This window comes from Amycolatopsis anabasis (assembly GCF_009765355.1).
Classification (GTDB): domain Bacteria; phylum Actinomycetota; class Actinomycetes; order Mycobacteriales; family Pseudonocardiaceae; genus Amycolatopsis; species Amycolatopsis anabasis.
Genome location: NZ_VTHK01000006.1, coordinates 277,848 through 302,469 on the forward strand (window position 1 = coordinate 277,848; position 24,622 = coordinate 302,469).

The following is a 24,622-nucleotide window of genomic DNA, read 5'->3' on the forward strand; positions in this document are numbered from 1 at the left end:
TTCTGCCAAAACAGTACGCGCCGCGACGGTCACCCGCCAATCCACCACGGCTAACCCATTGACAATCCCAAGCGATTCACTCGAACGGGTTCGCTGGCAACGTTTTCATAAACCAGCAACCCAAACCGGGGTCGGCTACTATCTTATATCCTTCCTCTCGGCGTGGACGAGGGCCGCCGACCTGGCCTTCGGTGTCAGTACAAACCGGTGCAACGCAGCCAACTCCGCCCGGCCCCACCGGCGGTCAGCAGGCCCGCGAGCACACCGGTCGCTCCGGTGAGCAGCGTGGCGTCCGACTCGCCCAGCTCGGCGATGTCACCGAGCCGATTCCGGAGCAACCCGGCCAACTCCGAGCGCAGTGCCGCGGCCGGAGCCAGCGCCGCGTGCCGGGCGAAAGCGTCGGCGACGAGCAGGACCCCCGCCGCACCGTGGCAGATGGCCAAGCGGTCGCTGAGTGAGGTTTCGCCGAGTTGCCCGGCTTCCTCGTAGACGGCACACACGGTTCGGAACGAACTCAGCCCGATCTCGCACAGTGATCGGCTCTCCGCTGGATCGGTCCAGCGCAGGGCGCGTCCCGCCGCCCACAGGGCCCAGCTTATCCCCGGACTTCCACGGCACCAGCCATGATGACGTGGCTCGCCGCGCCGGGGCTCGTCCCATGCGCGCACCTGGCGGGGCCACCAGGCGACCCCGCGGTCGTCCTGGCGGCGCTGCGCGACCAGCCAGCAGGCCATGTTCCGGATGGCCCGCACGGTCACCCGATCGCCCCGGGGCGCCGCACTCAGCGCGGCGAGCGCACCTGCGACACCGTGGGCGAGGCCGGTGACGATTCCGCCTCGCGTCCAGCCCCCCAACGGGTGTTCCTGGGCGCCGATGCGGAACCCGGTGAGATCGGCGTCCGAACCCAGTTCGGCCAGCCGGCTCACGCACGGCGCGAGCTCGCCTGGCCGCGGCGGCACGTTCCCCACCAGGTGCGCCAGCAGAAGACCGGCCGGCCCGCTGAGCAGATCGTAATCGTCGAAGCCCACGTCGGAGGCACGCCACCGGCGGTGCGCGGTCGCGCGGGACAGGCGCGCCGCGGTTCGTTCGGCCGCCGGCGCCACCGACGGATACAGATCGGAGATCAGCCGCTGCCCGGCAAGGACACCGGCCAGGCCTCCGAAGAGCGCGACCCCGCGCGTGCCGCGGCCCGTTCCACGGAGCCAGGCATGTATCGCGTCGTGGCTCGTCCGGTGGTCCGAGACGCTCGCACCCGGCGCCTCGGCGACCAGCACCGAGAGCACCGCCGGCCCCGGATCGGGTGCGACCGCGCTTCGGGCCCCGCGCGTCGTCCAAGCGGAGAGCACCCGCCTGGCGGCGGCCAGCACACCCCGCGATGATTCGCGGAACCAAGCAGGTGAGGCCGGGCACGTCATCGCCGATCCCGCTTGCCCTGCTTCCGCCACGGCGGACGGTCAGCTCCGAACGCGGCATAACCCTCGACCTCCGCGAGCGATTCGGCGATCAACGCCTGCCGGGGGATGCCCAGGGCCCCGCGATTCCAGTGGAACACCGTGTAGTACGCGGCCGCCTGGCGCGGACCGAGACGGGCCCGCTCATCGTCGAAGTACTCCGCTCGCCACCTGCCCAGCAGGGGGCGCGCCTGCTCCGCGTGCCGATCGACCAAGCGGCGGACATCCTCCACCAGCGCGCCCCGCGACAGGTCCGGCCGCTCCCACGTCTGCCGGATCCGAGCGCGAACCGCTTCGGAGCCGGACGGCTCGTCGCCGGGGCACAGGCGCTTTCCCGCAGCGCCCACCCGGGCCCAGACATCCTGACATTCCCAGCCGAAGAGCTGCAGCCCCTCGAACACCGTGCGCAACATCAACAGGGACAGCACCCATGCGGGCACCGCGCTCGGTTTGCCGTGGTACTCCAGCCAGGCCAAGGAATCCACGGTGAAGAGCCGATGCACGTGTCGCATCGAGCCAGGACCGCCGAACAGTTGCGATTCGGGCTCGTAAACAGCCGACCGCACACCCCGGGTCAATCCCGCGTCGCCCCATTCCCCGGCACGACGCTGGAATTCGCCGCGCACCCAGTCGGCGCGCCCGGAGGCCGGGGCGAACCGGATCCGCAGACCGGGCGGCTTGTGCATGAAGAAGAACTCGGAAACATCACCTTGGTCGAGCCATTCGCACACGAGACCCCGGATCCGCGGATACACGAGCGGGGCTTCGAGTTCCGTCATCGCCAGGTCTGCCTGCACCCATTCGCCGTCCCGGGCCAGCAACGCCGCGACACCCGCGTTCAGGAATGTTCGCTGAGCCTCGTCGAGCCCGCCCACGCCACCGTCGCCCAAGAGCGTGCCGGCGCAGCCGTAAAGGAACTCCGCCAGCGAGACCGCGCTGGCGCACTCCGGCACGGAACTGGGGCTGGGCATGCTTTTCTCCGCTTCAGGAGTTCCATCGCGATGTGGGAACTGAACGACAAGTCTGCCCCAAGGATTTCATTTCCGAACCGGAGGAAAACAGCTATCGCGAGTGATTTACCCGATGAGGTGGGCCGGCCGGACGGCGGAGCGACCGCGGGCCGGACCAGGGCGTGCGCCGCCTCGAACACATCCACCTGCGGCTTGTCCGCGAATCGTGGAGGGAGCGCACCGCGCTCGTCGGCACCCCGGGAGCACCCACACGAAGTACACCGAAGCCTCGGAAACTTCCACAATTCGCACTACGGCCGCTTGAAATCGGAGACACGGGGTACCTCCTCCTCGACCTGCCACCGGCCCGGTAAGGACGAAAACGAACGGAGCACGGACATGCGGACAACGACCCGAAAACGACTCGCCGGAATCGGTTGCGGCGCCCTGCTCGCCCTGACTCCGTCCATCGCCGCCGACGCGGCGCCTCAGCCGAGCAATCCTTTTGCCGGGCAACAAGACGACGACCGGAACACGCACGCCGAACACGACAACGACAACGGACTGTGGGGACTGCTCGGTCTGGTGGGGTTGCTCGGCCTGCTGGGCTTGCTGCCCCGGAGGTCGCAGCCGAAGGGCGACGCCGCGATGAGCGGCTATCCGGCCGCGGAGCCACCGGTCAACACCTACCCTCCCGCCCGGCCGTCGACCCGTCCCCCGGGAACGGAAAGGTGAGATAGCAGCACACGGCCGGCGCGGGTAACAGAGGCCGGACGCGGGTCACCACACCAGGAAGAACACCCGATGGTGCTTCTGGTGGGGTTCCGAGCCGTGTCCCCGAATTACCATGATCGATGTGACAACTTGGCAGCCTGGCGTCGGTGAACCAGCCGAGCGGCCCACCGAAGTGTTCGCGGTGGCCGCGCAACGGTGTGGTGCCGCGATCGTCCTGCGGGTGGCCGGAGAAGTCGACCTGGTGACCGCGCCGGAACTGGAAGAAGCGCTCATCCGCGCCCAGCACGCGCATCCGGAGATCCTCGTCGTGGACCTGTCCGAGGTGACCTTTCTGGGCTCGGTAGGCCTCGAAGTGCTGTTCGGCTCCCACCTCCGGGTCACGCCGCGGACGCAGCTGCGCATCGTCGCCCCGAGCCGTGCCACCTGGCGGCCGTTGGAAATCACCGGGCTCGGCACCGAATTGGCCGTCTACCCGAATCTGGACGAAGCCCTGTCCCGCTGACGAACCTTCGCTCTCCGCCGGGCAAGATCCCCCGGTCAACAGCTGGCCGCCGGGTTACCTGCCCGTACTCGCGTTCACTCGGTCGAGCCAACACTGAGCATCACCAGCACATTCCTTGCTCAAATTCTCTTGCACACCAATTGATCAAGAGAAGGAGCCAGCATGGAAGAGAACCTCGTCTTGTCGGCCGAACTCCCCCGCACGATCAGGATTCCGGTGGCGGAAGCGCACCGGGATGCGGTGGTCATCAAGCGAAGAGCGGCCGCGAAGCCCCCGCGATGGTACTACTGCCTCGGCCACAGAACCGTTGAACGGGAGTACGACTGCCCGGAAACCGACCGCTTCGGTCCCTATCCTTCCCGAGGCGAAGCCGTCAACTCGATAACAGGGGCACTTCAACACGGTTTCGTCTGGTAGTTCGGTCAGCCCGGGCACGAACCAGCGGGCACGCGCTACGCCGTGCCCGGGCCGAGCGCCGCCCGGCTGCCCGGTCCACGCGCCAGGAACATGCCGTGACCGGGACGGTACCGGCGCAGAAAGCGGAGAAGCTGGCCATGCGCGTCGGCGAACTCGGAGACCGTTTCGTTGTGCTGACTGGCCTTCGCGTATGCGAGGCCGCGCCGGATGGCGGTGAGCGCCCTGGGCGCGGTGTCGGCCAGGGCCGGGCCGGCGCGCGCGACGGTGACTTCGAGCCCGGCGAGCATTGCTCTGATCGCAGCGTGCTCAGGAGCGACGGTGACCGCGGGCACCAGGATGCGTAGCTGAGTCAGCACCGTCAGGACCGCGACGGCGGAATTCGCGCCGTTGGAATGATCGTTCACCCGACCGTCTTTCAACTCTTGTTGGAGGGTAGGCTTTGTCGCGTCATGGTGACGCCGGATCCGGCAGCGGCAGTGCCGATTCCGCACTTCGTGTTCGCTTTCTCGTCGGCCACGGCGGTGGGGTTCACCGGTTCAGGGGAACGCGCCCCGCGAACGCGATGAGCTGGTGTGAACCGGCGCGCCGGCACACGCGCGGGCACCTGGACGAGTGGGAGCACCGGACGCCTCCTCGTCGGCGAACGCGGGACGGAAAACCGCCCTTCGCAGGCGATCATGACTGTTCCTCACTATTACTCGCGCGTAATCGCGGCCGCACGATCGGGTCAGCCACCGGAGTTCACCACCTCCTGTCTGCTCCACTTCTCTTTCGGGAAACGCATTTCCGACGTTGACCCGGGCCGTCGCAGCGAGGAGGCCGACATGACAACCGAGACCGGGCATCCGGCACGTGGAGCTTTCCTGGAGGAATTGAAACGGACCTGTGAAGACGAAGGGCAGGGTGCGCTTTCCCCGTGCGGGAGTGTCGCCAATGCCAGCCTTGGCGGACAGGTGTGCTTCTGACGCACATCATGGATTTGGCGGGTGCTCCCGATGCATCCGCCATCTTCTTGCGCGGAAGGACAACACCACGAACACACCGCGGGAACGTCCGCAGTTCACCCGGTTTGTGGAGGCCACATGCACGCGTTGACCAACAGCCTGGTCGCCTTCCCGGACTCTCCCGGCGGCGTCTGGGCGCACCGGCGGGTCCCGCACCACCGGCCCACCATCGTGACGCACCCGTCCGGGCGGCCGTGGCTGGTGGGCCACTGGCCGCCGGAGGAACTCGTGGTGGCCCAACTGGGGCAGGTACGGATCGCGGTATTCGGCTGCTGCCCGATCACCGCCGGGAAACTCGCCGCGCTCGCCGACCGCGTACGCGGACTGGCCGATCTGGACGAGGTCGCGGGGGCGTTGCCGGGAAGTGCGCATCTCGTCGCGTCCGTTCACGGCCAGGTCCGGTTCCAGGGCACCATCACCGGGACGCGCCGGGTCTTCGGCGCCCGGCTGGACGAGGTGCCGATCGCGAGCGACCGGGCCGACGTGCTGGCCGCGATGATCGGCGCCGAACCGGACGAAGACCTGCTCGCGGCGAGCGTGGCGTACGCGCAGTTCATCACGCCGCTCAACGAGCGGAGCTGGTGGCGAGGCGTGCAGAGCGTCGCGCCCGATTCCTACCTGATGCTCCCCCACAGCGGCTCCGCGCGGACGGTCGGGTGGTGGGTCCCGCCGGAGCCGAACCTGCCGCTGAAGGTCGGCGCCCTGCAGGTCCGGGAGGCCCTGCGGGAGGCGGTCGCCGGGCGAAAACCGGCCCGCGGCAAACTTTCCGCCGACCTTTCCGGTGGAATGGACTCCACCTCGCTGTGCTTCCTGGCGGCAGAACGCACTCCCGAACTCCTCACCTTTCGCTGGACCGAAGGCAGTGAGCTCAACGATGACCCGGCCTACGCGGCGGAAGCCGCGCGGATGCTGGCTCGGGCCGAGCACCTCGAGGTCGCGGGTGACGAAGGCCCGCCGGTGTTCGCACCGCCGTACTCGCTGCCCGGCACGGAAGCGCCGCGGTTCCAATCCCGGGGGATGAACCGGCTCAGGTACGGCATCCGGCTCCTCATCGAGCACGGCTCCGGGCTGCACCTCGCCGGGAACGGTGGCGACGAGCTGTTCACCGGAAGCGCCGCCTATCTGCACACCCTGTTCCGCGCTGCCCCGGTCAAAGCGCTCCGGGCACTGCGCGTATATCGGGCACTGGGCCGCTGGCCGCTGCTGCCCACGCTCACCGGCCTGCTGGACCACCAGGACCTGAGCTCGTGGTGGCGGGACTCGGCCGACAATCTCACCGGGCCACCACCGCATCCGCGTGCCCCGGCCCTGGGCTGGGGGGCGCAGGTGCGGGCGACGCCGTGGGCTACCGCCGAAGCGGTGAGTGTCACCCGGGAAGTGCTGCATGACATCGCCGACGAGGTCACCCCACTGTCGAACGATCGGGGACAGCACGAGGCGATGACGCTCATCCGCACCACGGGTCCGGTGTACCGGCAGCTCCGCTGGGAGTACGCCGCGCACGGCCTCCCGCTGGAGCTGCCCTACCTCGACGACCGGGTGGTCGAGGCCGCGCTTTCGGTCCGTCCCCGGGAGCGGTACACGCCGTGGCGCTTCAAACCGGTGCTCGCGGAGGCGCTCCGGGAACAGGTACCCGAGCTGATCCTGAACCGGAACACCAAGGGCGTCTACGAGGAGGACGTGGAATTCGCTCGGCAACGGCACCTTCCCGATCTCCTCGACCTGTTCGCGGACTCGGTGCTGGCCGCCCGCGGTCTGATCGACCTCGATGCGCTCCGCACCAGCCTGCGCACACCCGCGCACGCCGAGGCCGACGATCTGACCGCGAACCTGGAGATGACGCTCGGCGCCGAGATCTGGTCGCGCGAGATCGCGGACCCGGCCAACCTCGTCCGACGCGGGGAAAAACCATTGGAGGAGGCGAAAAGGTCATGAGCAGCCCGTGCGCCATACCCGAACGGGCCCGGCTACCGCCGTGAGACTTCGCTGGGCCGTGGAGCACTGGCGGCTCAACGGGCAGGGCGCGCATCCCTGTGCGCCCACCGCGGGCGCCCGCCCCGGACGGCCGGGCAGGCTCGGCCCTCTTGTGGGTGTGGAGACGATCCGGATGCGCGGGACGGACGATGTCCGCGCACTACCCGCGAACCCTCCGCTATTTCCACGATAATGGCGCTTTTCCCTTTCCTCGGCCAATCCGGACACCGCTGGCGGCGACGGCGACGGGTCCGCTTCCGGCCTTCAGCGGATTGGGTTCAATCCCGCCACTGGCGGCACATATCGGGGCACTCTCGTTGTGTAGGGCCCATATCGCAAGACCGGGAAAGGAGGGTGATCACGATGCGCGCGATTTCCATCAACGCTCGAGCGTTCGTCCGGCAGGACCGGAAGGCTTCTCGCTGGCATTGGCGCTGGGAATACAAGTGAACCCGATGTCGCGTACGGGCCGCGGCCCGCACGGGTCGCGGCCTCTGCCAGAACCATTCGCTCGCTGACCGCCCGCGTGATTCCGCCACGGATTATGGGAGTTCGTCATGCGCCTTCGCCGCGCCACCTGCGTGACCTGCTACTGGCACGCGGGTTCCTTCGTCGCCCACCCTTATTCCGGCGGAACGCCGACCGCCCTGCATCCGGTCGCCGCCGAAATCCTGTCCGCCTTCGACGACTGGATCGAACCCGCCAAAGCCGCCGAACTGCTGGACCACCTCACCCCGGAAACCATCGCGGAATCCGTGGACGCCCTGACCAGCGCCGGATTGCTGCTGGCCGAAGAGAGCCCGGAGGCGGCCCGCGACGAGCAGATCGCCGGCCAATGGGAAACGTGGGCGCCCGAGGCGTCCTTCTTCCACTACGCCACCCAGGACGGCCACTACCCCACCGAGGAGGAACTGGCCGCCTGCGAGGCCGACTCGGCGCAGTGGGACACGCCCCCGCCCGCGTTGTTCACCGACTACCCCGACGCGCCGCGGGTGTTGCTGCCCCGCCGCCCCGGCGACTTGCGCGTCCCCTACGACCAGGTGCTCTACGAGCGCCGCACGCACCGCGACTTCACCCCCGACCCGGTGCCACTGGCCACCCTCGCCGTCCTCCTGGCCACCACGTTCGGCCCGGTCGACTTCATCGACTGCGGCCACGGCGCCCTGTTCCGCCGCACCAGCCCGGCCGGCGGCGCCCGGCAGGAACTCGACGCCTACCTCGCCATCCGCAACGTCAGCGGCGTCGAACCGGGGACGTACCACTACAACGTGCACGAGCACGCACTGGAGTTGCGGTCGCCCGGGCTCACCGCCGAGGAAGCCGCTCACCTGTGCGCCGACCAGGCCTGGGCCGGTGACGCGGCGTTCCTGGTCGTCCTCAGCGCCGTCCTCGACCGGATGAGCTGCAAGTACCGGAACCCCCGCTGCTACCGGGTCTGCCTGCTCAACGCCGGCCATCTCGCCCAGACCTTCGCCCTCACCGCTACCGCTCTCGGCCTCGGTCCCGCGCAGACCGGCGCCTTCCACGACACCCCGCTCGCCGAACGCTGCGGCTTGGACAACATCGGCCACACTCCCCTCTACGTCCTCGCCGCCGGATGGCCCCATCCGGACCCGCGGCGGGCCCCACCACCCGCCCGGCTGAGCACCTTCATCCGGACGGCATTGCGGCGATGACCGCCCCCGGCGCGGACCACCGTCCACCGGCGGTGCGCGAACCGGTCCGGCTCATCCCGATGAGCGAGGACGAGTTCGCGGACTACCGCACCCACACGATCACCAGCTACGCCGACGACCGGGTCCGGGCCGGCACCTGGACGGCCGGGCGGGCCCGGCAACGAGCCGCCGACGAGTTCGCCGCGTTGCTTCCCGAAGGGCTCAGCACCCGCGGCCACCACTTCTACACCGCTTACCGGGGCGGACACCGGATCGGCATGACCTGGTTCGGCGAAGATCCGTCCGGCCGCGAGCGGGTCGCCTGGATCTACGATCTCCACGTCGATGAACGCTTTCGCGGTCAGGGCGAGGGCGCCGCCATCATGCGGGCACTCGAAGACGAGATCCGGACAGCCGGTATGGACACCGTCTACGCGCGCACCCTCGGGGACAATACGGCCGCGCGCTCGCTCACCCGGAAGCTCGGCTACCGCGAATCCAGCGTAACGTTGGCCAAGCGGCTGCCAATGCCCCATCCTGAGGCAAGAACCAGCGTTTCGCCCGAACACCGGCACACCTACACTGCCGAGTAAGTCCGGTGAACCAGCAAGGGGCCCGATGTCCGCGCAGGAACCATCCACCGTGCGGTTGTCGGTGACGGAGCCGGCCGGCGAGGGATACGCGCTGGCCCGGCTCGCCGGGGTCCTGGACATCCAAACGTACCCCGCGGTGCGCGATTACCTGCTGAAATGTGCCACCGCGGGCCCGGATGCGCTGATCGCGGACGTCACCGGCTTGCGGCTGCCCTGCCACCGCTCGATGCTCGTCTTCCCGCACGTGTGGATGCGCATCGTGAACTGGCCGGGCATCCCGCTGGTGCTCCTCACGCGGCGGGACACCGATCGGCGACTCCTGAGCGCCAATTTGATCAGCCGATTCGTACCGACATATCGAAACCTCGAAACCGCCCTCGACTCGTTGGACCGATCACCACCACACCGACGGTCCACCGTGCGCCTGTTGTGGTTTCCGGAGAACTCAGGCCGGGCACGGCGCCACGTCCGCGCTGTCTGCGCCAACTGGCAACAGCCCGGCACCGTCGTCGAAGACGCCGTCATCGTCGCCACCGAACTCGTGGAGAACGCTCTGCGGCACACCTGTTCGGATATCGAACTTCGGCTCGAGCTCCGTCGCAACCGCCTGACCGTCGCCGTCTACGACGACGATCCCAGCCCCGCGGTCCTGACCGAGCAGAACCCGCGGACCTCGGGATTCGGGCTGCTGCTCACCGCGCGCCTGGCGAAAGCCTGGGGGTGCACCCCCACCATGAACGGGGGAAAGGTCGTCTGGGCCGTGCTCCTCACCGGCGAGCATCCGGGCTGGGCACACGCCTGATCAGTTTTCTGCCTTGCGAGATATTCTTTCCATGGCAAGAGCCTCGGTCAGGGAAAGATGAATAGCGAACCTTTCCGCGAGGCAGGTGAGGTGCAAGGGCCGAAACGTCGCATCACCGGCGCAGACCAATCGAAGCCGGGTGTGTTCGCCGTAGTCGTGGTGTGCGGCGAGCAGGACCGACAACCCCGCCGAAGACAAGCACGTGACCAGCGACAAATCCACGATCAGCGCCGACGGACGCGCACGCAGCGCAGCGCGCATCGATTCCTCGAACTGTCCCGAAGTCAGCACGTCGACTTCACCGCTGACCCGCAGGACCACCGTCGGGCCGTGGCTCTCCGCAGTTGTCGTGATCGATTCGCGGAACAGGCCCCGGCCACGCGACTCCAACTCGGACACCCCTGACATTCTGCCGCATTGAGATTGTCCCGGTGGCTCGAGTCGGGTCTCGCCCTCAGAACCAGTGCGCTCGGCCACCGACCCTCCGGCCCGTGCCACCCAGAATGGCCAGCACGGCGCCCGCCACTATCAGCACGATGCCGATCGTCCACACAATCGAAAGGCCGGTGAGCAAGCCGACCACAAGCAGGATGACGCCAAGAATGATCACGGGAACTCCTTCGCCGAATGCATCGTGATCCGCTCGACGTCACCGAGCGAATCACGGCGCTGCGGAAGTGCTATGCGGTGATACCCGCCAGACGCGGTCGCCAAACACAGCGGGAGGCTCCGGACGCCCGGGCTCTCCGTAAGCGTGCGGATACCTCTTTCGTGTCTTGTCCCGGTGTCGGGTGCGCCGTAGCGTGGCACGAGCGGCTCGCCGAACAGTCAAGGGAGGCGCTGCATGGCCATGGACGACCACTCGACACTGGGGGTACGCCGAGATGCCCTGACCGTGGTGGTCACCAATCCCGGCCCCGGCGTGGTGGTCGTGGCCGCACGCGGGGAAATCGACCTCGCGACCTGCCAGAAATGGTCCACGCTTTTGCTCGAAGCACTCGCCCCGCCTCCGCCCGGGGTGCTCGTCGCGGACCTGACCGAGGTCTCTTTCCTCAGCAGCCCCGGTATCAACACGCTGGCGCAGGTCGACGCGAAAGCCGCAGGCGTCGGAACCGGCTTCCGGGTCGTCGGCGGCCACCGGGTGGTACGTCGCCCGCTGGAACTCATGGGATTGGCGGGACACCTGCGCCTGTTCGACTCCTGCGCGCAGGCGCTCGACGCCGGGTGACCCACGATTCCCCAGGCTCGGCATTCCCCATGAGCATGCGTCGCTCGTTCGGGTTTACGCCAGTTCGGCGAGTCGCGTGAGCAGCACCGCACGCGAACGGTGCACCACCATCGCCGGAACACCGAGATGGAGTTGGTCGGCCACCCGTTTCGCGACCGCGCCGAGCTCATCTCCTTGGTGCTCGCGCGCCATCCTGCACAACAGGTACACCGCGGACTCCAAGGTCTCCGGTGCGGTGGGATCCAATGTGGAAGAGCCCCGCGGCAGGAACACCCGCACCACCTCGGCCAACTCGCCGGGAGAAACATGATCGAAAATGCTGTCATGATCGTTTCGCATGACCATCAGCCTGTCCCCTCTCGCATTCGCGCGGTGGTCAATCCACCCGTTCGCGGTCACCGCGTCAACATTGAAGGCAGGCCGACCGGCCGCACCGCGGAACGTTCGGACACGTTCGGAGCAGCCGAAATCCGGCAGGCGGATCCCCCGCCCGGGGTAACCCGGTTCCGTCAGGACAGGTAGATACAGCCGTTGGGCAACGCCTTGAGCAAGATCAGGCGGTGATCGAGTGGGCACCCAGCCGCGTTCACCGATTGGCGGCCAGCACTGCCGCGAGGCCCTCTTGCAGGTCTTTGACGAAATACTCGGGCACCTCCAGCGACGGGAAATGTCCCCCGATTTCCGGCGACCTCCATCGGACGATCTGCCGGTACCGCTCCTGTGCCCAGGGGCGCGGACACTTCTCGATGTCGCGGGGATACATGGTGATCGCTGACGGGACGTCGACCCGAAGTTCGGGATCGAGCGAGTTGTGGCTTTCGTAGTAAATGCGGGCCGACGATGCGCCGGTCCGCGTCAGCCAATACAGGGTGACGTCGTCGAGAACGCGGTCTCGGGAAATCGTCTCGAACGGGCTGTCTTCGGTGTCTGACCACTCGGCGAACTTGTCCAGGATCCAGGCGAGAAGCCCGACCGGTGAGTCGACGAGCGAGTAGCCGATGGTCTGCGGCCGGGTCGCCTGCTGCTTCGCGTACGCCCCGTGGGGGCCCTCGTAGAAATCGCGGGTTTCCTCGGCCCACTCGCGCTCGACCGCCGTCAGCCCGTCCGTTGACAACCCGGGCGGTCCCTCCGCGAACGTCGTGTGGATGCCGAGAACGTGCGCCGGGAACCGGCCGCCGAGAACCGTGGTGATATTACCGCCCCAGTCGCCGCCGTGGGCGGCGAACTCGCGGTAGCCGAGCCTTCCCATCAGTTCCACCCATGCGGCCGCGATCTTTTCGGTTCCCCACCCGGTGGTGGCCGGTTTGTCGCTGTAACCAAAGCCTGGTAACGACGGAACCACGACGTGGAACGCCGGCGCGTCCGCGTCTTTCGGATCTGCCAGCTCGTCTACTACGTCGATGAACTCGGCGATGCTGCCTGGCCAGCCGTGCGTCAGGATCAGCGGAGTGGCATCCGCGCGCGCGGATCGGCGGTGCAGGAAGTGGATTCCCAGATCATCGATGGTCGTGCGGAACTGGCCGATCCGGTCAAGGCGCTCTTCGAACGACCGCCAGTCGTACCCGGTGCGCCAGTAGTTCACGACATCGACGAGGTCGGCGAGGGGAACGCCCTGTTCCCATCGGCGAGGGTCGGGCGCGGCGCGATAGACCGTCTCAGCCTCCGGTAGCCGCGCCGCGGCCAGTCGCGCGCGCAGATCGTCGAGGTCAGCGTCGGTTGCGTGGGCTTCAAATACTTGCACGTCGCTGGTGAGACAAGGCATGAGACCTCCTGGCTATCGCGGAACCGGCTAAGACGGTTCTAGCATGTCGTCATGTCCGCGGGCAACCAGCTAAGGTGGTTCCATGCGTGCTGGGTTCCCTGACTTTCGCCTCGGTAGCGTGCTGGCGACCAGCTTCACGGCGACTCTGACGGAGCGTCGCGGCGACGCTGTGGAGCGCATTCCCACGCCGCAGCGACTCGTCGACTGGCTGGCGGTGAACGGCCTCGCCGTGGACTCCTGCACCACCGCCCAGCTCGAGCTCGCTCGGGAACTGAGGGAGTCGATTCACGCCGCCGCGACCGCGGCCGCGCTCCAGGACGCTCTCCCCGCGTCTGCTGTCCAAGTCATCAACGACCGCAGCGCTCAGGGGCGGGCCGCGGCCATCCTGACGCCCGAGGGTAAGCGGCGATGGCGGCTCAGCTCGGCTTCCCGCGTGGAAGATGCCCTCAGCGTGATCGCCGCCGACGCGATCAGCATCATCTCAGGCGAACGAGCCGGAAAACTGGCCTTGTGCGCATCACCAACCTGCCAAGCCGCCTTCTTCGACACCAGCCAAAGTCGCACCCGCAAATGGTGTGACATGAACACGTGCGGGAATCGTCAGAAGAAGGCGCGCTTCAATGCCAACCAGCGCAAGAACTCCAGATCACCGGAGTGATCGTTACCTAAACGGCACCAGGACCGCGGATACCCCGATGAGGTGGTCACGTCGCCTGCCGAATCCGGGTCGGCGGGCTCGAAGACATCTCGGTCTGCCTGGATATACGGGGCTGACCACGGCGTTGTCCTCCCGTCCTGGCGTCGCCCACCCACAAGGGGCTGACTTGTTTCTCGATCGGAGAACCGTGAACCCAACCTCGGCAAGGCAAATCGAACCAACAATGATGAGGAGGACCCATGCGCGCCCTTACCCGTACCGCCCTGGTCGCCGCCGCGATGGGCCTGGGCCTGCTGTCCGCCGGCGCCACGGCCACCGCCGCAGCCACCCCAGCTCCGGGGCCGGACCACACGATGACGGCCCCGGCGGCCCGCGACGACGACGATGTCGACATCGATATCGACGTCGATGATGACGACGATGACGACGAGCTTCTGGAGATCTTCGGAATCGAAATCCTCGACTTCGACTAGCGGTCACGTGGCGGGCGGGACACCTCGCCCAGAAGGCCCGCCCGCCACCCACTCCACGGCGCCTGCCCGAACCCGGCCGCCAAACGCGGCGGATCCGCTCCAGTTACTGAACTGGCAACAGCAGCAATGTCCACAATGGACGAACCCCTGACCCTCGCACTGCTGCTGGCCTCGCACCTGTGCTCCAGGTTTTGCTCCAGTCGTCGGCTGCCGCCGTCCCTTCGAGCCGGCAACACGCTATCGTCACTCACGATCGATGGGAGTTGGCGGAGTGGCACGTCTTCATGTCGGCTGCGCGATGTGGACCCACAAGGCGTGGCTCGGGCGGTTCCTGCCGCAGTCGCTGCCGGCCAAGGAGCGCCTGCGGGCCTATGCCGGCTGGTGCAACGCGGTCGAGGGCAACACCACCTTCTACGCGACCCCCGCCCGGAACACCGTCGCGACTTGGGCGCGGCAGACCGATCCCGGCTTCCGGTTCGTGGTCAAGCTGCCCAAGGTCGTCACGCACGAGTGCCGGTTGGTCGGTGTCGAGGCCGAGATGCGGGCGTTCTTGGACGCGCTCGAACCCCTTGGCGAACGGGCGGTCCTGTGGACCCAGTTGCCCGGCTCGTTCGGCCCTTCGGACGTCGATGCCCTCGGCCGCTTCCTGCGCAGGCTGCCAGCCGACCGCCGGCGCGCCGTGGAGGTGCGTCACCCCGGGTTCTTCACCGACTCCGGCTCGACGTCGCTGCTGGAGAGGACGCTCGCTGACGCGAACGCCGAATGGGTGCCCTTCGACACCACGGTCTTCTTCCAGAGCCCGCCGACCAGCGAGGCCGCGCAGGATGCCTGGGCCAGGAAACCGCGGCTGCCGCGGCGGACCCGGGCACTGACCGACCAGCCGATTGTCCGCTACCTGGGCCGGGACTCGGTCGAGGAGACAGTCGAGGGGTGGCGGCCCTGGACCGCGGTGGTCGCCGACTGGCTGCGCGAGGGCCGGTCGCCGACGGTTTTCTTGCACACCCCCGACAACGACGACGCGCCCGCGCTCGCCCGCCGATTCCACGACGACGTGCGAACGCTCGTGCCCGGCCTCGACACCCTGCCCGAGCCCGAGCCGGTTGAGCCCGCGACCCTGTTCTGAGCGACCGGGTGCCCCTTGGGGATGTACGGGAGCAAACGTGAGTAGCACCGACTCAGTCCGCCGCCCAGGTGGACGAGGAACACCGGCGTGCGGTCACCCTCCTTCCTCAGCGGCAGCACCGCGGCGAGCGAATCCGGCTCACCAGGCGGAGGGCCAGCGGAGAACGCCCGCCCAGATCGAAGAAGTCGGCGCAGCCGGGTGGCCAGCCAACGAAACGTGCCACAACTACTAGGACGCCGCACCGGCCGGACGCAGGTGATCGAGGCAAAGGTCCAGTGCGCTCTCCAGGTAGCGAGCGGACCCGGTCGACATCAGAATCGCGACCCCGCCCTGGATCGCCGTGATGATCGCCATCGCCGTGAAGCCAGGATCGATGTCCGCGCGGACGTTCCCGCTGTCGCGCATTGCCTCGATCCCGGTACGGACCTGCGCTTCCCACTGCGCGAGCAGCTGCCCGGTGACCTCCTGCGCTCGACACCACGCAGTTCAACACACCCAGGCACCGGGACGTTCCCCGGCGGCCGCGCCGCCTCGAGCAGTTGCTCGCCCGGACGTCGGCGCGGCTGCGGCGAGCCAGTGCGCGGAGAGCGCGGCCACATCCAGGCAATCGCTCGGCGGCGGTGCGCCGCGGTTATGACCGTGCTGGGTGATCGGGGTGGTCTCCAGTTCTCGCGGGGTTGTGGGGTCTCGCAATGCTTCTGACCTGGCTGGCTTCGGGGGTGGCCCCGGCGGGAGAGGGGTGTGCGCGCACGTCTGGGGGATCCTGCGAAGTGGTGGAAGGCCGGGTGCGCGCCGTGTCGTGCGGTCGTGCTCGGGATGGGTGTTCCTAACGTGGCATTCCCATCACGCAGAAAGGGAGATGTCATGCGGAAAACCTTCGCCGCGGCGGCGCTGGTCGCCGCCACGTTCGGCGGGATCGCCGCCGGCACCGGCGCCGCGAACGCGGACCAACCGGCCACCGGCACCGATATCGAGCAATCCACCAGCGAGGCACGGCAACTCGGCGGCGGCCTGGGCGACCTCCCCGTCGTCGGCCCCCTCATCAACAGCCTGCTCGGCGGCAAGCAGCAGGCCGCTCAACCGACAACCGAGCCAGAGCCAGAGCCTGACCAGGACCAGGACCAGGACCAGCAACCCTGATCTAACGCCGGGAGCGGCGCCCGGGGACGGATTCCTTACCGGCAAGGACCTGGCCGCCCGCTTCCCGAGATCGCCGCGGCCACCAGTTCGCCCTCGGCGACGTCGTGATCGACGGCGAACTGGTGGCGCTGCGCTTCGGGCAGGTCGACGCGCCGGGAGCGGTGTGTTCGCGGCGTACCGATTCAGCCGAGCTACAGCCGGGGCGCGTGAATTCCCGTGTCGGGCGGTTTGACCGCCTTCTCCTCCATTGACGGGGATTCACTGAATTTCCGGCCGGAGCGGATGACAAGGCCAGATGATGTCGGGTGTGACGGATTCGCGCGGTTCCCGTCACGCCGGGCGCCGCACCGGCTGTTCGGCGGCTTCGCGGGTCAACGTCAGGTGAGACTGCTTCCGCTACCGTATTAATCCAGGACACAGGCTGACCTACATGGGGCATACCGTGGCGATCACAGGCAAACGAGAAGGGATCACCACGTTGACAACCATTGTCCGTACTGGATCAGACCTACCGCCGGGTGAGCGTACGCTCAACCCGTTCGCAATCGTCGACGGCGCAGCCGACTTGATCACCTTTGTCGAAGAAGTCTTCGACGGCAAGGAACGCGAGGAGGCGCGCACGCCGATGCCGTCAGGATCACTGATCCACGCCGAGGTGCAGATCGGCGACTCAGTGCTCCTGCTGGGCGACAGGCAGCCAGGATGGCCGGTCCTGCCGGCGCTGCTCCAGGTCTATGTGAACGATGCCCAGCAGGTGTTGGACCGCGCCGTCGAGCGAAAAGCCATCGTGATCACTGAGGTGACGCCGTTCTACGGCGGCGAGGACCTGGCGCGCCTACGAGACCCGTGGGGCAACATCTGGTGGTTGTACGCCCCGGCAAAGGGTGAGGAGGCCGTGCCGCCGTGGGAGGGTGGTTCGACCTACATGTTCGACTCTCTTGACGCTACATTGCGCGGCATCGCGAATTCCGGCAACCAGTAGCCGAACCGCACGCTCGTAGGGTGCGCGGGCTGGCCAGCCCTGTTCGCCATCGGCGCTGACCACGGCGGGCTTGTAGCCCGCGCTGGTGAGAGCCGCCCGCGCTCGCTCGGCGACGTCGAGGTCGATCTCGACAGTGGTCACGTTCGCCTCGCCGAGCCGTTCGCACAGCAGGGCCGCGTTGTAGCCGCTGCCGGTCCCGATCTCCAGGACGGTGTGGCCTGCGGCGAACTGGGCCCGGTCGAGCATCATCGCAACCAGCGAGGGCTGGCTGACCGAGCTGCTCGGATACCGCCCCGGCTTACCGGGCGGGGTGGCGCCGTCGTCCACCTGGGTGATGAGCGGAATGTCGCTCGCGGTGAGGTCGAGCCAACGCTGCGGATCGTCAGCGCGCTGCACCGGTTCCAAGGGGCTTTCGTCCCCGATCCAAAACGCGTCCGGGACGAACAGGTGCCGCGGCACCGCCCGGAAGGCAGTGCGCCACTCGGCGGGCAGCGCACCGGCCTGGGCGAGTTCGTCGGCCAGACGCTGGGCAGGCGAGGAGGTCAACGGCCGCCGCCGTGCTGCCCCGAGCCGTAGTCGATGTCGGTGCCTCCGTCCGGCACCGGTCGCCCCTTCTGCGTCGAGGCGGCGGGCGTGATCCGGGCGCTCGGTCCCGGCGTCACCGGATTCGCCGTCGGCGACCGGGTCGCCTGGGTCTACGCCTACGGCAGCTACGCCGGCAAGATCGTCCTCCCGGCGGCATCGGCGGTGCCCGTACCGCCGGAGATCTCCGACGAAGCCGCCGCCGCCGTGATGATGCAGGGCATCACCGCCCACCACTTCACCACCGAGGTATACCCGGTCCAGGACGGCGACGTCGTCCTCGTCCACGCCGCGGCGGGCGGGCTGGGGCGATTGATCACCCAGATCGCGAAGCGCCGCGGCGCCGAGGTGATCGGCGTGGTTTCCCGCGAGGAGAAGGTGGCCACCGCCAAGGACGCCGGCGCCGACCACGTGCTGGTCTCGACCGGCGAAGCGTTCGTTGGCGAAGCCCTGCGGCTCACCGGCGGCGAAGGCGTCCACGCGGTGTTCGACGGCAACGGCGAGTCGACGTTTCGCGCGTCCATGCGCGCCCTGCGCCGCAACGGCACCCTGCTCTACTACGGCCCCTTCATCGGGAAAGTCCCGACGATCGGCATGCAGGAGCTCCCGCGCAGCATCAAGATCTGCTACCCGGTCTTCCATGACCACATCGCCACCCGCGAGGAACTGCTGGCACACTCGGCGGACCTCTTCGCGATGATCGCCTCGGGGAGGCTGGCCGTGGCGGTGGGTGGGCGTTACCCGCTCAAGCAGGCGGCCCAGGCGCACCGCGATCTCGAATCCCGCCGCACCACGGGGAAGCTACTCCTGATCACCAGCGGGACACCGTCCACAAAGGCCTAACAGCATCACTCAGCGGGCAGCAAACCACGCACGAGGCTGTGCCCGGGTCTTCGAAGAGCAAATGATCCAGGATGGCGCCGGCCTCGACACCGCGAGGCCGCAATGATCTCTGACTAGTAGCGTGCATGCACGATGTGCCGACCCGGCGGACGATGTCGGCGGCGTGCGCCGCGCGTGCTCTGAACCCGCCGAGGGGGCGCTGACAAGGGATATGCGCGCAGCCTTGTGCGGGCGCTCGTGGCGGAGATCGCGTCCCACCAAACGTCCGGCGGGCGTCGCGAACTGGCTCGTGGCAATAGCGATTCCAGGTCGTTCGGCCACTGGGTGGTGTGTGCGCGCCGCGGGGTCCTCCGCGCGGCGGTGGTCATCGCGAGGAGAGTTTCGCTGATCGAGTTGACGCGGCCCCCGGCGGTGACGTGTTCGAGGTTCATGCCGGGGGCCGCTCACCCGCGGCCAGCACTGGGGAGGGTGCTGGCCGTCCCATTCATCTCCGTGTGACAAGGTGCTGGCAACGGTCAACCCCCGTCACACTGCACAAGATCGGCGACGGCTCATTGTTGCCGCATCGCCTGATCGGGTTTTCCGTTCTCCGTTTCTCCGTCTGCGGCGAGCGACGATCCGGGCACCGACGGTGTGCGGAATCCCGGCAACGAGGCTCGCGAGGGAGGTTCCCGCCGATTGACCGGCAGTCGGCGCTTTCAGCATCGGATAAGCAGGAGTATCTGGTGCTCGCGTGACGATCTAGGCATGTTCGGGCTGTTAGCACAACCGATTCGACACCGGCAATTCCGACCGTGATCGGGAGGCGCCAGCGGATCTGACCTTGACAAGCGAGTGAGACCAGGCCCGTGACAACTCAGGCATCAACCGTGTGCTGGGCACAATACGCATCCTTCACATAGCCTGCAGATCAGTCGCTCACGATCATGTCTAAATTGAGATGCAGTGGAGTTGGCCCGCGCGGGGCCTATAGCAGCACCCGAAGGTCAGTTGCCACGCCTTCTGGCAGTCGATTCTAACGAGACTGAACTTGCTGGAGCGAACAAGAGCGGTCGTACACGGCGCTCCAGCCCAGGGCAGTCCTTGAAGGGGACACTCGGACAGTCCTTGCGAGATGGGGCGCGGCCCCGGCTCAATAAGCCCCCTCATTGAGCCGGGGGCCGCGTGACGTCAAACCAGCAGCAGGGCATACCAACCTTGATTGGATCCCAACCTTTTCTCTCAATTTTGGAATACCGAAGGTCACCGCGAACTCGATTACGCCAGGTCGAGTGCTCTGAGGTGACCCACCTTCCGGCCAGGCTATCGCCCGATCGTGCTACTACACCCGAAACTTACTCGGTCGTAAACTGATGGCACTTGGGCTCCAGCCCCCCGAAGCCCGAGGCCAGGCTGCCGGACTTCACTGAGAAGTCCGGCAGCCTGCTCAACGAAGCGTCGCGTCGCCACTGGTCGCCGGATGGAGTGACGTTCATCCTTCAATCGAGTGAGCCAAGGTCGCAGAAGCTGCGACGGCGATCATTTGTGCAGTCAGATGGGAGCGTCTGGGGCGGTCGAAGCCTCGGGGGGCGTCATTTGACCGCCCCAGGCGCCTGCGGACAACCGGACTCGACGGTTTGGACAATTCTCGCTTGCCCGCCACCATCGCGTGACGCGACTTGAAAGGATGTCTCGTGTCAGCAAAGCTGCAGGTGCTGGAACGGATGCAGCGGGCTGCGGCTGGCCGTTCCAGCACCTAGTCGTTCTGCTGATCGAGCATTACCTGGAGCGTCTCGTGTCGCGGTCGGCAACGGCGGCACCCGACGTAAATCAAGGACACTCCGACCGGCTGGGGAGATCGGCGGGAAACACGGATCTTGCGCTTACCGCCGTAACGCATTCGCTCGAGCATCGGCCTGTTTCCGCCAACCTCACGCAAGAGCGAGCAGGGTTCCCCACATTTTCGGAGGCCGCCAGCACGGCCTCATCCATCTGCAGTCGAGCGGGCGGCCGAGCACTTGCAGGCCGAAGGCGATCGGTGGGCCGCCTACGACTTTTCGGCCGAATTGCCGGATCTCCCCAACGTGGCGGACGGCAGCGGCCAGGGCGCTGCCAGCAAGCCAGTTACCGACGCCGACGTCACCGCACTCCAGTCCGCTCTCCGAGCCGCGGCCAATCGACACGGGGAAGACTGATCATGCTGGTCAGACGCTGTAGCCTTGGGGCATTCTCGCTCCCGGCCAGGTGCAGGAACTTCGGGTCGAGTTCCGCCGTGCCGGCAGTGCACTACCCTCGATCTCGATCGGTTCCGTCTCACACAGCGGAGCCTGGTTGACGTCCGCGATTGCGTTCCCGGCGCCGGTCTCATGCTCCCCATGCGAGGGAATCGACGCACCACAGGGCCATCGCTCGTGTCGTGCAGGGTGGCAGCACCGGGTCAGCTGGCCTCAACGGTGCCCACTACCCAGCCCCAGACGTAGGGAACGCTGACGCCGCTACAGTTCGCGGTTACGTTCGTGTACCCATAGCCACGCAAGAAGTATTCGTTGTCCATGGCCCATTGCGAGCAGGCCTTCATGTTGTCCATCCCAAGGGAGCTGAACACCTGCTGACGTTTCTCAGGCTGCGGTTCAGCCGCTCCAGCTGTGGAGGCCCCAGGAAGACTGTGAACACGAGTGCGGCACCGACAAGACCTGCGCGCGCGATAGGGCGATTCATGTTTCCTCCATCGTCGTGGTTGGGCGCTGCTAGAAGCAGCCATGCGTGTTGGATGCACTGTGCGGAAGTACATGACGCCGGTCGCTCGATCACTTCAGTTCACGCTTGGGAAAGTGTTGGTGATATCGCTCACGTACTGCTTCGCGCGATCTGGCGGCGCTTGGAGTTCGGTGTCGCGTGTAGGCCAGCTTTCGGCCTGTCGTGTGGGTGGTGCCGGGGCCGTCACGTGCCCGAAGTTCGGGTGTGTAGTGCCCCAGCGCATGCCGACGTCGGCAAGATGTCAGGGACGATCGTCCGCCGCCAGGGTGGCCGAGGCGACGAGAAGACAGCAGCACGGGTGATACCCGATTGTTTCAGGATTCCCCTGCGAGACAGGTTCGTCGTCCGCGCTGACGTTCTGGTAACGGACCACAATGGGAGTGTCGCGCGTACCTCGATCCCTGTGCGGCGTCCGCCACCCTTTTGCAGTTGACGAAGCATACAGTCCGGGCGGGCAGCTATCCGTGCGTTCGGTATTGCCCGGGAATTCAAGCACTCCCGCAAGCGTCCACGCCGCGCGTGGCGAGATACCCCGAACACGCGCCTGCGTTCATGAAAACACTTTCAGACCCAAAAACACCTTGGCGAGTGATTCATAGCAACGCGAACCGTGACCTCGTGTCCGGATCTTCATTGCATGACGGGACTAGCCGGAATGGGTTCGCTCGCTTAGATTCGATGTGTATCGTCGTCAACGTTGCCGACGTTTCAACATCGGGAGATCAGCATGAAGACACGTCTCATTCGATCTCTGGTCGCCTGCGCCCTGATGGTAGACGCCGCGGCCGTCGTCGGCGTCGTCGTGATTGCTCCGCCATCAGAAGCGGAAGCCAAACGTCAGGTTGTGCATCAAGACGCCGCGACTACCAGGGAGGAGCAGGACCGTATCGTGGCGTATTGGACCACCGAGCGAATGGCCGCTGCCGTGCCGGCCAGGTCCCGATTGAGCCTTGGTGTGAAGCGGCCGTCGGGGGCGCGGAGCGATGGCGCGGCGCTTGTACCCGCACAACCAAGACTTGGGAAGGTGTTCTTCACCGTGGGAGGGGTCAACTACGTGTGTTCGGGTGCCTCGACGGAAAGCAGGAACGGTGATGTCGTGACGACTGCCGGCCACTGCCTGCACGAAGGACCTGGCGCATTCGCCACCAACTTCGCGTTCGTGCCTGCCTACGACAATGGGGCCCGGCCTTACGGCACCTGGACAGCTAGGAAACTGTTCACTGCGCAGAAATGGGCCGCCTCAGGTGACTTCGACTACGACGTTGGCTTTGCCGCAATGAACAAGAGCTCGGACGGTCGCAGCCTCACGCAGGTAGCCGGATCCTACCCGATCTCTTTCAACCTCCCTCGTGGTCTGACATACACATCGTATGGATATCCTGCGACTTCACAGTACAAGGGCCAGAACTTGTACTCGTGTTCGGGAACGGCGATACAAGACTCTCAAGGAACCACCAGTCAAGGCCTGAAGTGCGACATGACCAGTGGTGCTTCCGGTGGTGGTTGGCTCACACGCGGTCGCCTGAACTCGGTAAACAGTTTCAAATATTCCAACGATCCAGGCATGATGTGGGGTCCCTATTTCGGTAGTGTCGTTCAGGCGGTCTACGCATCGGCTGGGGTGGCCTAACCTGGGTCAACCTCGAGAACGCGTAAGCGTAACGCCAGAGCTGTGCCGGAGAGACCTCCTGACAGCAAGATGCGGAGCTGCTACTACGACGCTCGGCTCAAGGCGGCCCGTACGTGGATTGGACTCTGTCAGTACCGCCGTCGCCGCCAGGGCTTCCTCCCTGCTAGGCCAGCGAGGACGCCGAACATCGCCGCGAACCCCCAAGTCCAAGCCACGCCGCTGACAATGCCGAGCGTGGCGAAATAGATTGCCAGCACGGCACAGCTGACCGCGAGCGTTCTCACTAACAGCATCCACCAAGATGCATGGGAACACGTCCGCCGTATCTTGTCCAAGCAGCTGTCAGACCGTCCAATGCTCTACCTCCGCATGACCGATCACTTCTGTTGGGGAGCGAATGGGAGCCTTCGACTGAGAAAATTGGCCATAGGCTGAGATCATCCGCAAGCTGTTCGCATGGGTGCTTCTCGGCTACTATCAGGGATTTCCGCCGATATTGCCCGTCAGTGTGATGCGGGATCGGCCGATACTCATTACATTGAACTCCGAGAATGGCCTCTCATTGAGGCTGCGCTCTGGCCCGAACCGCTAGGTGTTGCGGCATGGCAAGCGGGCTACGGAGGCCCTCCGGTGCAGTCTTAGTCGCGCCGGAGGGCCGAAACCTCCTTTTTCAGGGTAAGGCGGTTGGCCAGCTACCTCGTGTCACAGGTGCCCGCCGTTGGGGAGCGTGAGGTGGGGCGTCGAGTCGATCTCGGCGCCCCACCTCACGGGTTTCCTCTCGGCCGTTATCCGGCCGGGAGTCCAGCCACAGATGGGCTGGGTTCCAGTAGTGCCTACTTTGTGGATTTCGCGGCCGCGCCCAGTTCCTTGACGGCCGCCGAGGCAGAGTCGACAACGGTGGCCACGATGTCACCGGTGTCGGAGCCCTTGCCGTTCTCAGTCTCGGGCCCGGTTGGGCGTGCGGCATATCGCGTCGACGCCGCACTCGGAGTCGCGTCGACCGACTTCTGGTCTGCCACCGCGGCTCCGCCATCGCCGCCGGTCGCGGGGTCACCGGCAGGCGCCGAGTTGGTCACCACTTCCACGATCGGTTCCGCAGCGGTTGCTTCGTCGGTCGCCGAGCATGCGCAAGGCTCACCGACCGGAGCCGTGGGGGCCACCGGCGCTGTCGGCGCGACGTCAGCCGTCTGCGCCGGCACACCCGCTTCACCAACGGGAGCCGTCGGCGCAACATCAGCCGTCTGCGCCGGCACACCGGCCTGACCAACCGGTGCGACCGGAGCCGTCGGCGCCGTGGGAGCGGTCGGCGCGGTCGGAGCGGTGGGTGCGGTGGCGCCGCCGGCGGTAGCGCTGGGCAGGGGCTGGCCGTTGAGGTGGTTACC

At 66.9% G+C, this 24,622-nt stretch carries 24 protein-coding genes and 2 pseudogenes; 16 read left to right on the top strand and 10 right to left on the bottom strand.

Annotation, left to right across the window (positions count from 1 at the left end; all coding sequences use genetic code 11):
* Positions 1 to 194 precede the first annotated feature (194 nt).
* Positions 195 to 1,367, bottom strand: a complete 1,173-nt coding sequence (locus FXO23_RS10845) for a lanthionine synthetase LanC family protein (protein ID WP_246257118.1) — start codon at positions 1,365 to 1,367, stop codon at positions 195 to 197.
* A gap of 44 nt (positions 1,368 to 1,411) precedes the next feature.
* Positions 1,412 to 2,422 carry a thiopeptide-type bacteriocin biosynthesis protein gene (locus tag FXO23_RS10850; protein ID WP_158883518.1) on the bottom strand — a complete coding sequence of 337 codons (1,011 nt, stop codon included), beginning with the start codon at positions 2,420 to 2,422 and terminating at the stop codon, positions 1,412 to 1,414.
* Between the two features lie 378 nt (positions 2,423 to 2,800).
* On the opposite strand from FXO23_RS10850, the gene FXO23_RS10855 reads away from it, so the two are divergent.
* The 3 genes from FXO23_RS10855 (at position 2,801) to FXO23_RS10865 (ending at position 4,055) form a co-directional block, all read left to right on the top strand.
* Positions 2,801 to 3,136, top strand: a complete 336-nt coding sequence (locus FXO23_RS10855) for a WGxxGxxG family protein (protein WP_158883520.1) — start codon at positions 2,801 to 2,803, stop codon at positions 3,134 to 3,136.
* A 121-nt stretch (positions 3,137 to 3,257) separates the two neighbouring features.
* Entirely contained in the window at positions 3,258 to 3,638 is a 381-nt protein-coding gene (locus FXO23_RS10860) for an STAS domain-containing protein (RefSeq protein ID WP_158883522.1), read from the top strand.
* 162 nt (positions 3,639 to 3,800) lie between these two features.
* Positions 3,801 to 4,055 carry a hypothetical protein gene (locus FXO23_RS10865; RefSeq protein ID WP_158883524.1) on the top strand — a complete coding sequence of 85 codons (255 nt, stop codon included), beginning with the start codon at positions 3,801 to 3,803 and terminating at the stop codon, positions 4,053 to 4,055.
* A 35-nt stretch (positions 4,056 to 4,090) separates the two neighbouring features.
* Here FXO23_RS10865 and FXO23_RS10870 read toward each other — a convergent pair whose 3' ends face one another.
* A complete protein-coding gene (locus FXO23_RS10870; protein WP_158883526.1) occupies positions 4,091 to 4,459 on the bottom strand; it encodes a hypothetical protein in 369 nt (122 codons plus the stop codon).
* Positions 4,460 to 4,879: 420 nt separating this feature from the next.
* Between FXO23_RS10870 and FXO23_RS10875 the strand changes: the two genes are divergently transcribed.
* The 5 genes from FXO23_RS10875 (at position 4,880) to FXO23_RS10895 (ending at position 10,083) form a co-directional block, all read left to right on the top strand.
* Complete coding sequence (locus tag FXO23_RS10875; protein WP_158883528.1) at positions 4,880 to 5,020, top strand: hypothetical protein; 141 nt, start codon at positions 4,880 to 4,882, stop codon at positions 5,018 to 5,020.
* 117 nt (positions 5,021 to 5,137) lie between these two features.
* Positions 5,138 to 6,994, top strand: coding sequence for an asparagine synthase-related protein (locus tag FXO23_RS10880; protein WP_158883530.1), 1,857 nt, complete (start codon positions 5,138 to 5,140; stop codon positions 6,992 to 6,994).
* 596 nt (positions 6,995 to 7,590) lie between these two features.
* On the top strand, positions 7,591 to 8,709 hold the full coding sequence (locus tag FXO23_RS10885; RefSeq protein WP_158883532.1) for a SagB/ThcOx family dehydrogenase: 1,119 nt from the start codon (positions 7,591 to 7,593) through the stop codon (positions 8,707 to 8,709).
* Positions 8,706 to 9,281, top strand: a complete 576-nt coding sequence (locus FXO23_RS10890) for a GNAT family N-acetyltransferase (protein ID WP_158883534.1) — start codon at positions 8,706 to 8,708, stop codon at positions 9,279 to 9,281. The genes FXO23_RS10885 and FXO23_RS10890 overlap by 4 nt, the downstream gene beginning before the upstream one ends.
* A 61-nt stretch (positions 9,282 to 9,342) precedes the next feature.
* On the top strand, positions 9,343 to 10,083 hold the full coding sequence (locus tag FXO23_RS10895; protein ID WP_158883536.1) for an ATP-binding protein: 741 nt from the start codon (positions 9,343 to 9,345) through the stop codon (positions 10,081 to 10,083).
* Here the strand turns inward: FXO23_RS10895 and FXO23_RS10900 are convergent, their stop codons facing one another.
* Positions 10,084 to 10,482, bottom strand: coding sequence for an STAS domain-containing protein (locus tag FXO23_RS10900; protein ID WP_158883538.1), 399 nt, complete (start codon positions 10,480 to 10,482; stop codon positions 10,084 to 10,086). It abuts the gene before it with no gap.
* A gap of 55 nt (positions 10,483 to 10,537) precedes the next feature.
* A complete protein-coding gene (locus tag FXO23_RS50725; RefSeq protein ID WP_179956739.1) occupies positions 10,538 to 10,693 on the bottom strand; it encodes a hypothetical protein in 156 nt (51 codons plus the stop codon).
* A 234-nt stretch (positions 10,694 to 10,927) separates the two neighbouring features.
* On the opposite strand from FXO23_RS50725, the gene FXO23_RS10905 reads away from it, so the two are divergent.
* Positions 10,928 to 11,311 (top strand): STAS domain-containing protein, encoded by a 384-nt coding sequence (locus tag FXO23_RS10905; RefSeq protein ID WP_158883540.1) that lies wholly within the window; start codon positions 10,928 to 10,930, stop codon positions 11,309 to 11,311.
* A gap of 54 nt (positions 11,312 to 11,365) precedes the next feature.
* On the opposite strand, the gene FXO23_RS10910 is transcribed toward FXO23_RS10905, so the two are convergent.
* Complete coding sequence (locus tag FXO23_RS10910; RefSeq protein ID WP_218951944.1) at positions 11,366 to 11,710, bottom strand: hypothetical protein; 345 nt, start codon at positions 11,708 to 11,710, stop codon at positions 11,366 to 11,368.
* A gap of 187 nt (positions 11,711 to 11,897) precedes the next feature.
* Entirely contained in the window at positions 11,898 to 13,073 is a 1,176-nt protein-coding gene (locus FXO23_RS10915; RefSeq protein ID WP_158883544.1) for an epoxide hydrolase family protein, read from the bottom strand.
* Positions 13,074 to 13,155: 82 nt separating this feature from the next.
* On the opposite strand from FXO23_RS10915, the gene FXO23_RS10920 reads away from it, so the two are divergent.
* The 3 genes from FXO23_RS10920 (at position 13,156) to FXO23_RS10930 (ending at position 15,327) form a co-directional block, all read left to right on the top strand.
* On the top strand, positions 13,156 to 13,731 hold the full coding sequence (locus FXO23_RS10920) for a CGNR zinc finger domain-containing protein (protein WP_158883546.1): 576 nt from the start codon (positions 13,156 to 13,158) through the stop codon (positions 13,729 to 13,731).
* A 239-nt stretch (positions 13,732 to 13,970) separates the two neighbouring features.
* Positions 13,971 to 14,204: a hypothetical protein gene (locus FXO23_RS10925; RefSeq protein WP_158883548.1), complete on the top strand. Its 234-nt coding sequence runs from the start codon at positions 13,971 to 13,973 to the stop codon at positions 14,202 to 14,204.
* Positions 14,205 to 14,502: 298 nt separating this feature from the next.
* Positions 14,503 to 15,327, top strand: a complete 825-nt coding sequence (locus FXO23_RS10930; RefSeq protein ID WP_158883622.1) for a DUF72 domain-containing protein — start codon at positions 14,503 to 14,505, stop codon at positions 15,325 to 15,327.
* Between the two features lie 228 nt (positions 15,328 to 15,555).
* On the opposite strand, the gene FXO23_RS10935 is transcribed toward FXO23_RS10930, so the two are convergent.
* Positions 15,556 to 15,732 (bottom strand): hypothetical protein, encoded by a 177-nt coding sequence (locus tag FXO23_RS10935; protein ID WP_158883550.1) that lies wholly within the window; start codon positions 15,730 to 15,732, stop codon positions 15,556 to 15,558.
* 459 nt (positions 15,733 to 16,191) lie between these two features.
* On the opposite strand from FXO23_RS10935, the gene FXO23_RS10940 reads away from it, so the two are divergent.
* Both FXO23_RS10940 and FXO23_RS51510 read left to right on the top strand, forming a co-directional pair.
* The gene (locus FXO23_RS10940; protein WP_158883552.1) at positions 16,192 to 16,467 is read left to right on the top strand and encodes a hypothetical protein; all 276 of its coding nucleotides are present in this window, start codon (positions 16,192 to 16,194) and stop codon (positions 16,465 to 16,467) included.
* Between the two features lie 430 nt (positions 16,468 to 16,897).
* Positions 16,898 to 17,449, top strand: coding sequence for a VOC family protein (locus FXO23_RS51510; protein WP_246257119.1), 552 nt, complete (start codon positions 16,898 to 16,900; stop codon positions 17,447 to 17,449).
* 18 nt (positions 17,450 to 17,467) lie between these two features.
* Here FXO23_RS51510 and FXO23_RS52670 read toward each other — a convergent pair.
* Positions 17,468 to 17,908, bottom strand: a pseudogene (locus FXO23_RS52670) (methyltransferase domain-containing protein); the annotation flags it as partial.
* 120 nt (positions 17,909 to 18,028) lie between these two features.
* Here FXO23_RS52670 and FXO23_RS10950 point away from each other — a divergent pair.
* Together FXO23_RS10950 and FXO23_RS10955 are read left to right on the top strand one after the other, a co-directional pair.
* Positions 18,029 to 18,874, top strand: coding sequence for a quinone oxidoreductase family protein (locus tag FXO23_RS10950; protein ID WP_158883554.1), 846 nt, complete (start codon positions 18,029 to 18,031; stop codon positions 18,872 to 18,874).
* 3,463 nt (positions 18,875 to 22,337) lie between these two features.
* Positions 22,338 to 23,240, top strand: a complete 903-nt coding sequence (locus FXO23_RS10955; RefSeq protein WP_246257120.1) for a trypsin-like serine peptidase — start codon at positions 22,338 to 22,340, stop codon at positions 23,238 to 23,240.
* Positions 23,241 to 24,073: 833 nt separating this feature from the next.
* On the opposite strand, the pseudogene FXO23_RS52225 reads toward FXO23_RS10955, so the two are convergent.
* Positions 24,074 to 24,622, bottom strand: a pseudogene (locus tag FXO23_RS52225) (hypothetical protein); the annotation flags it as partial.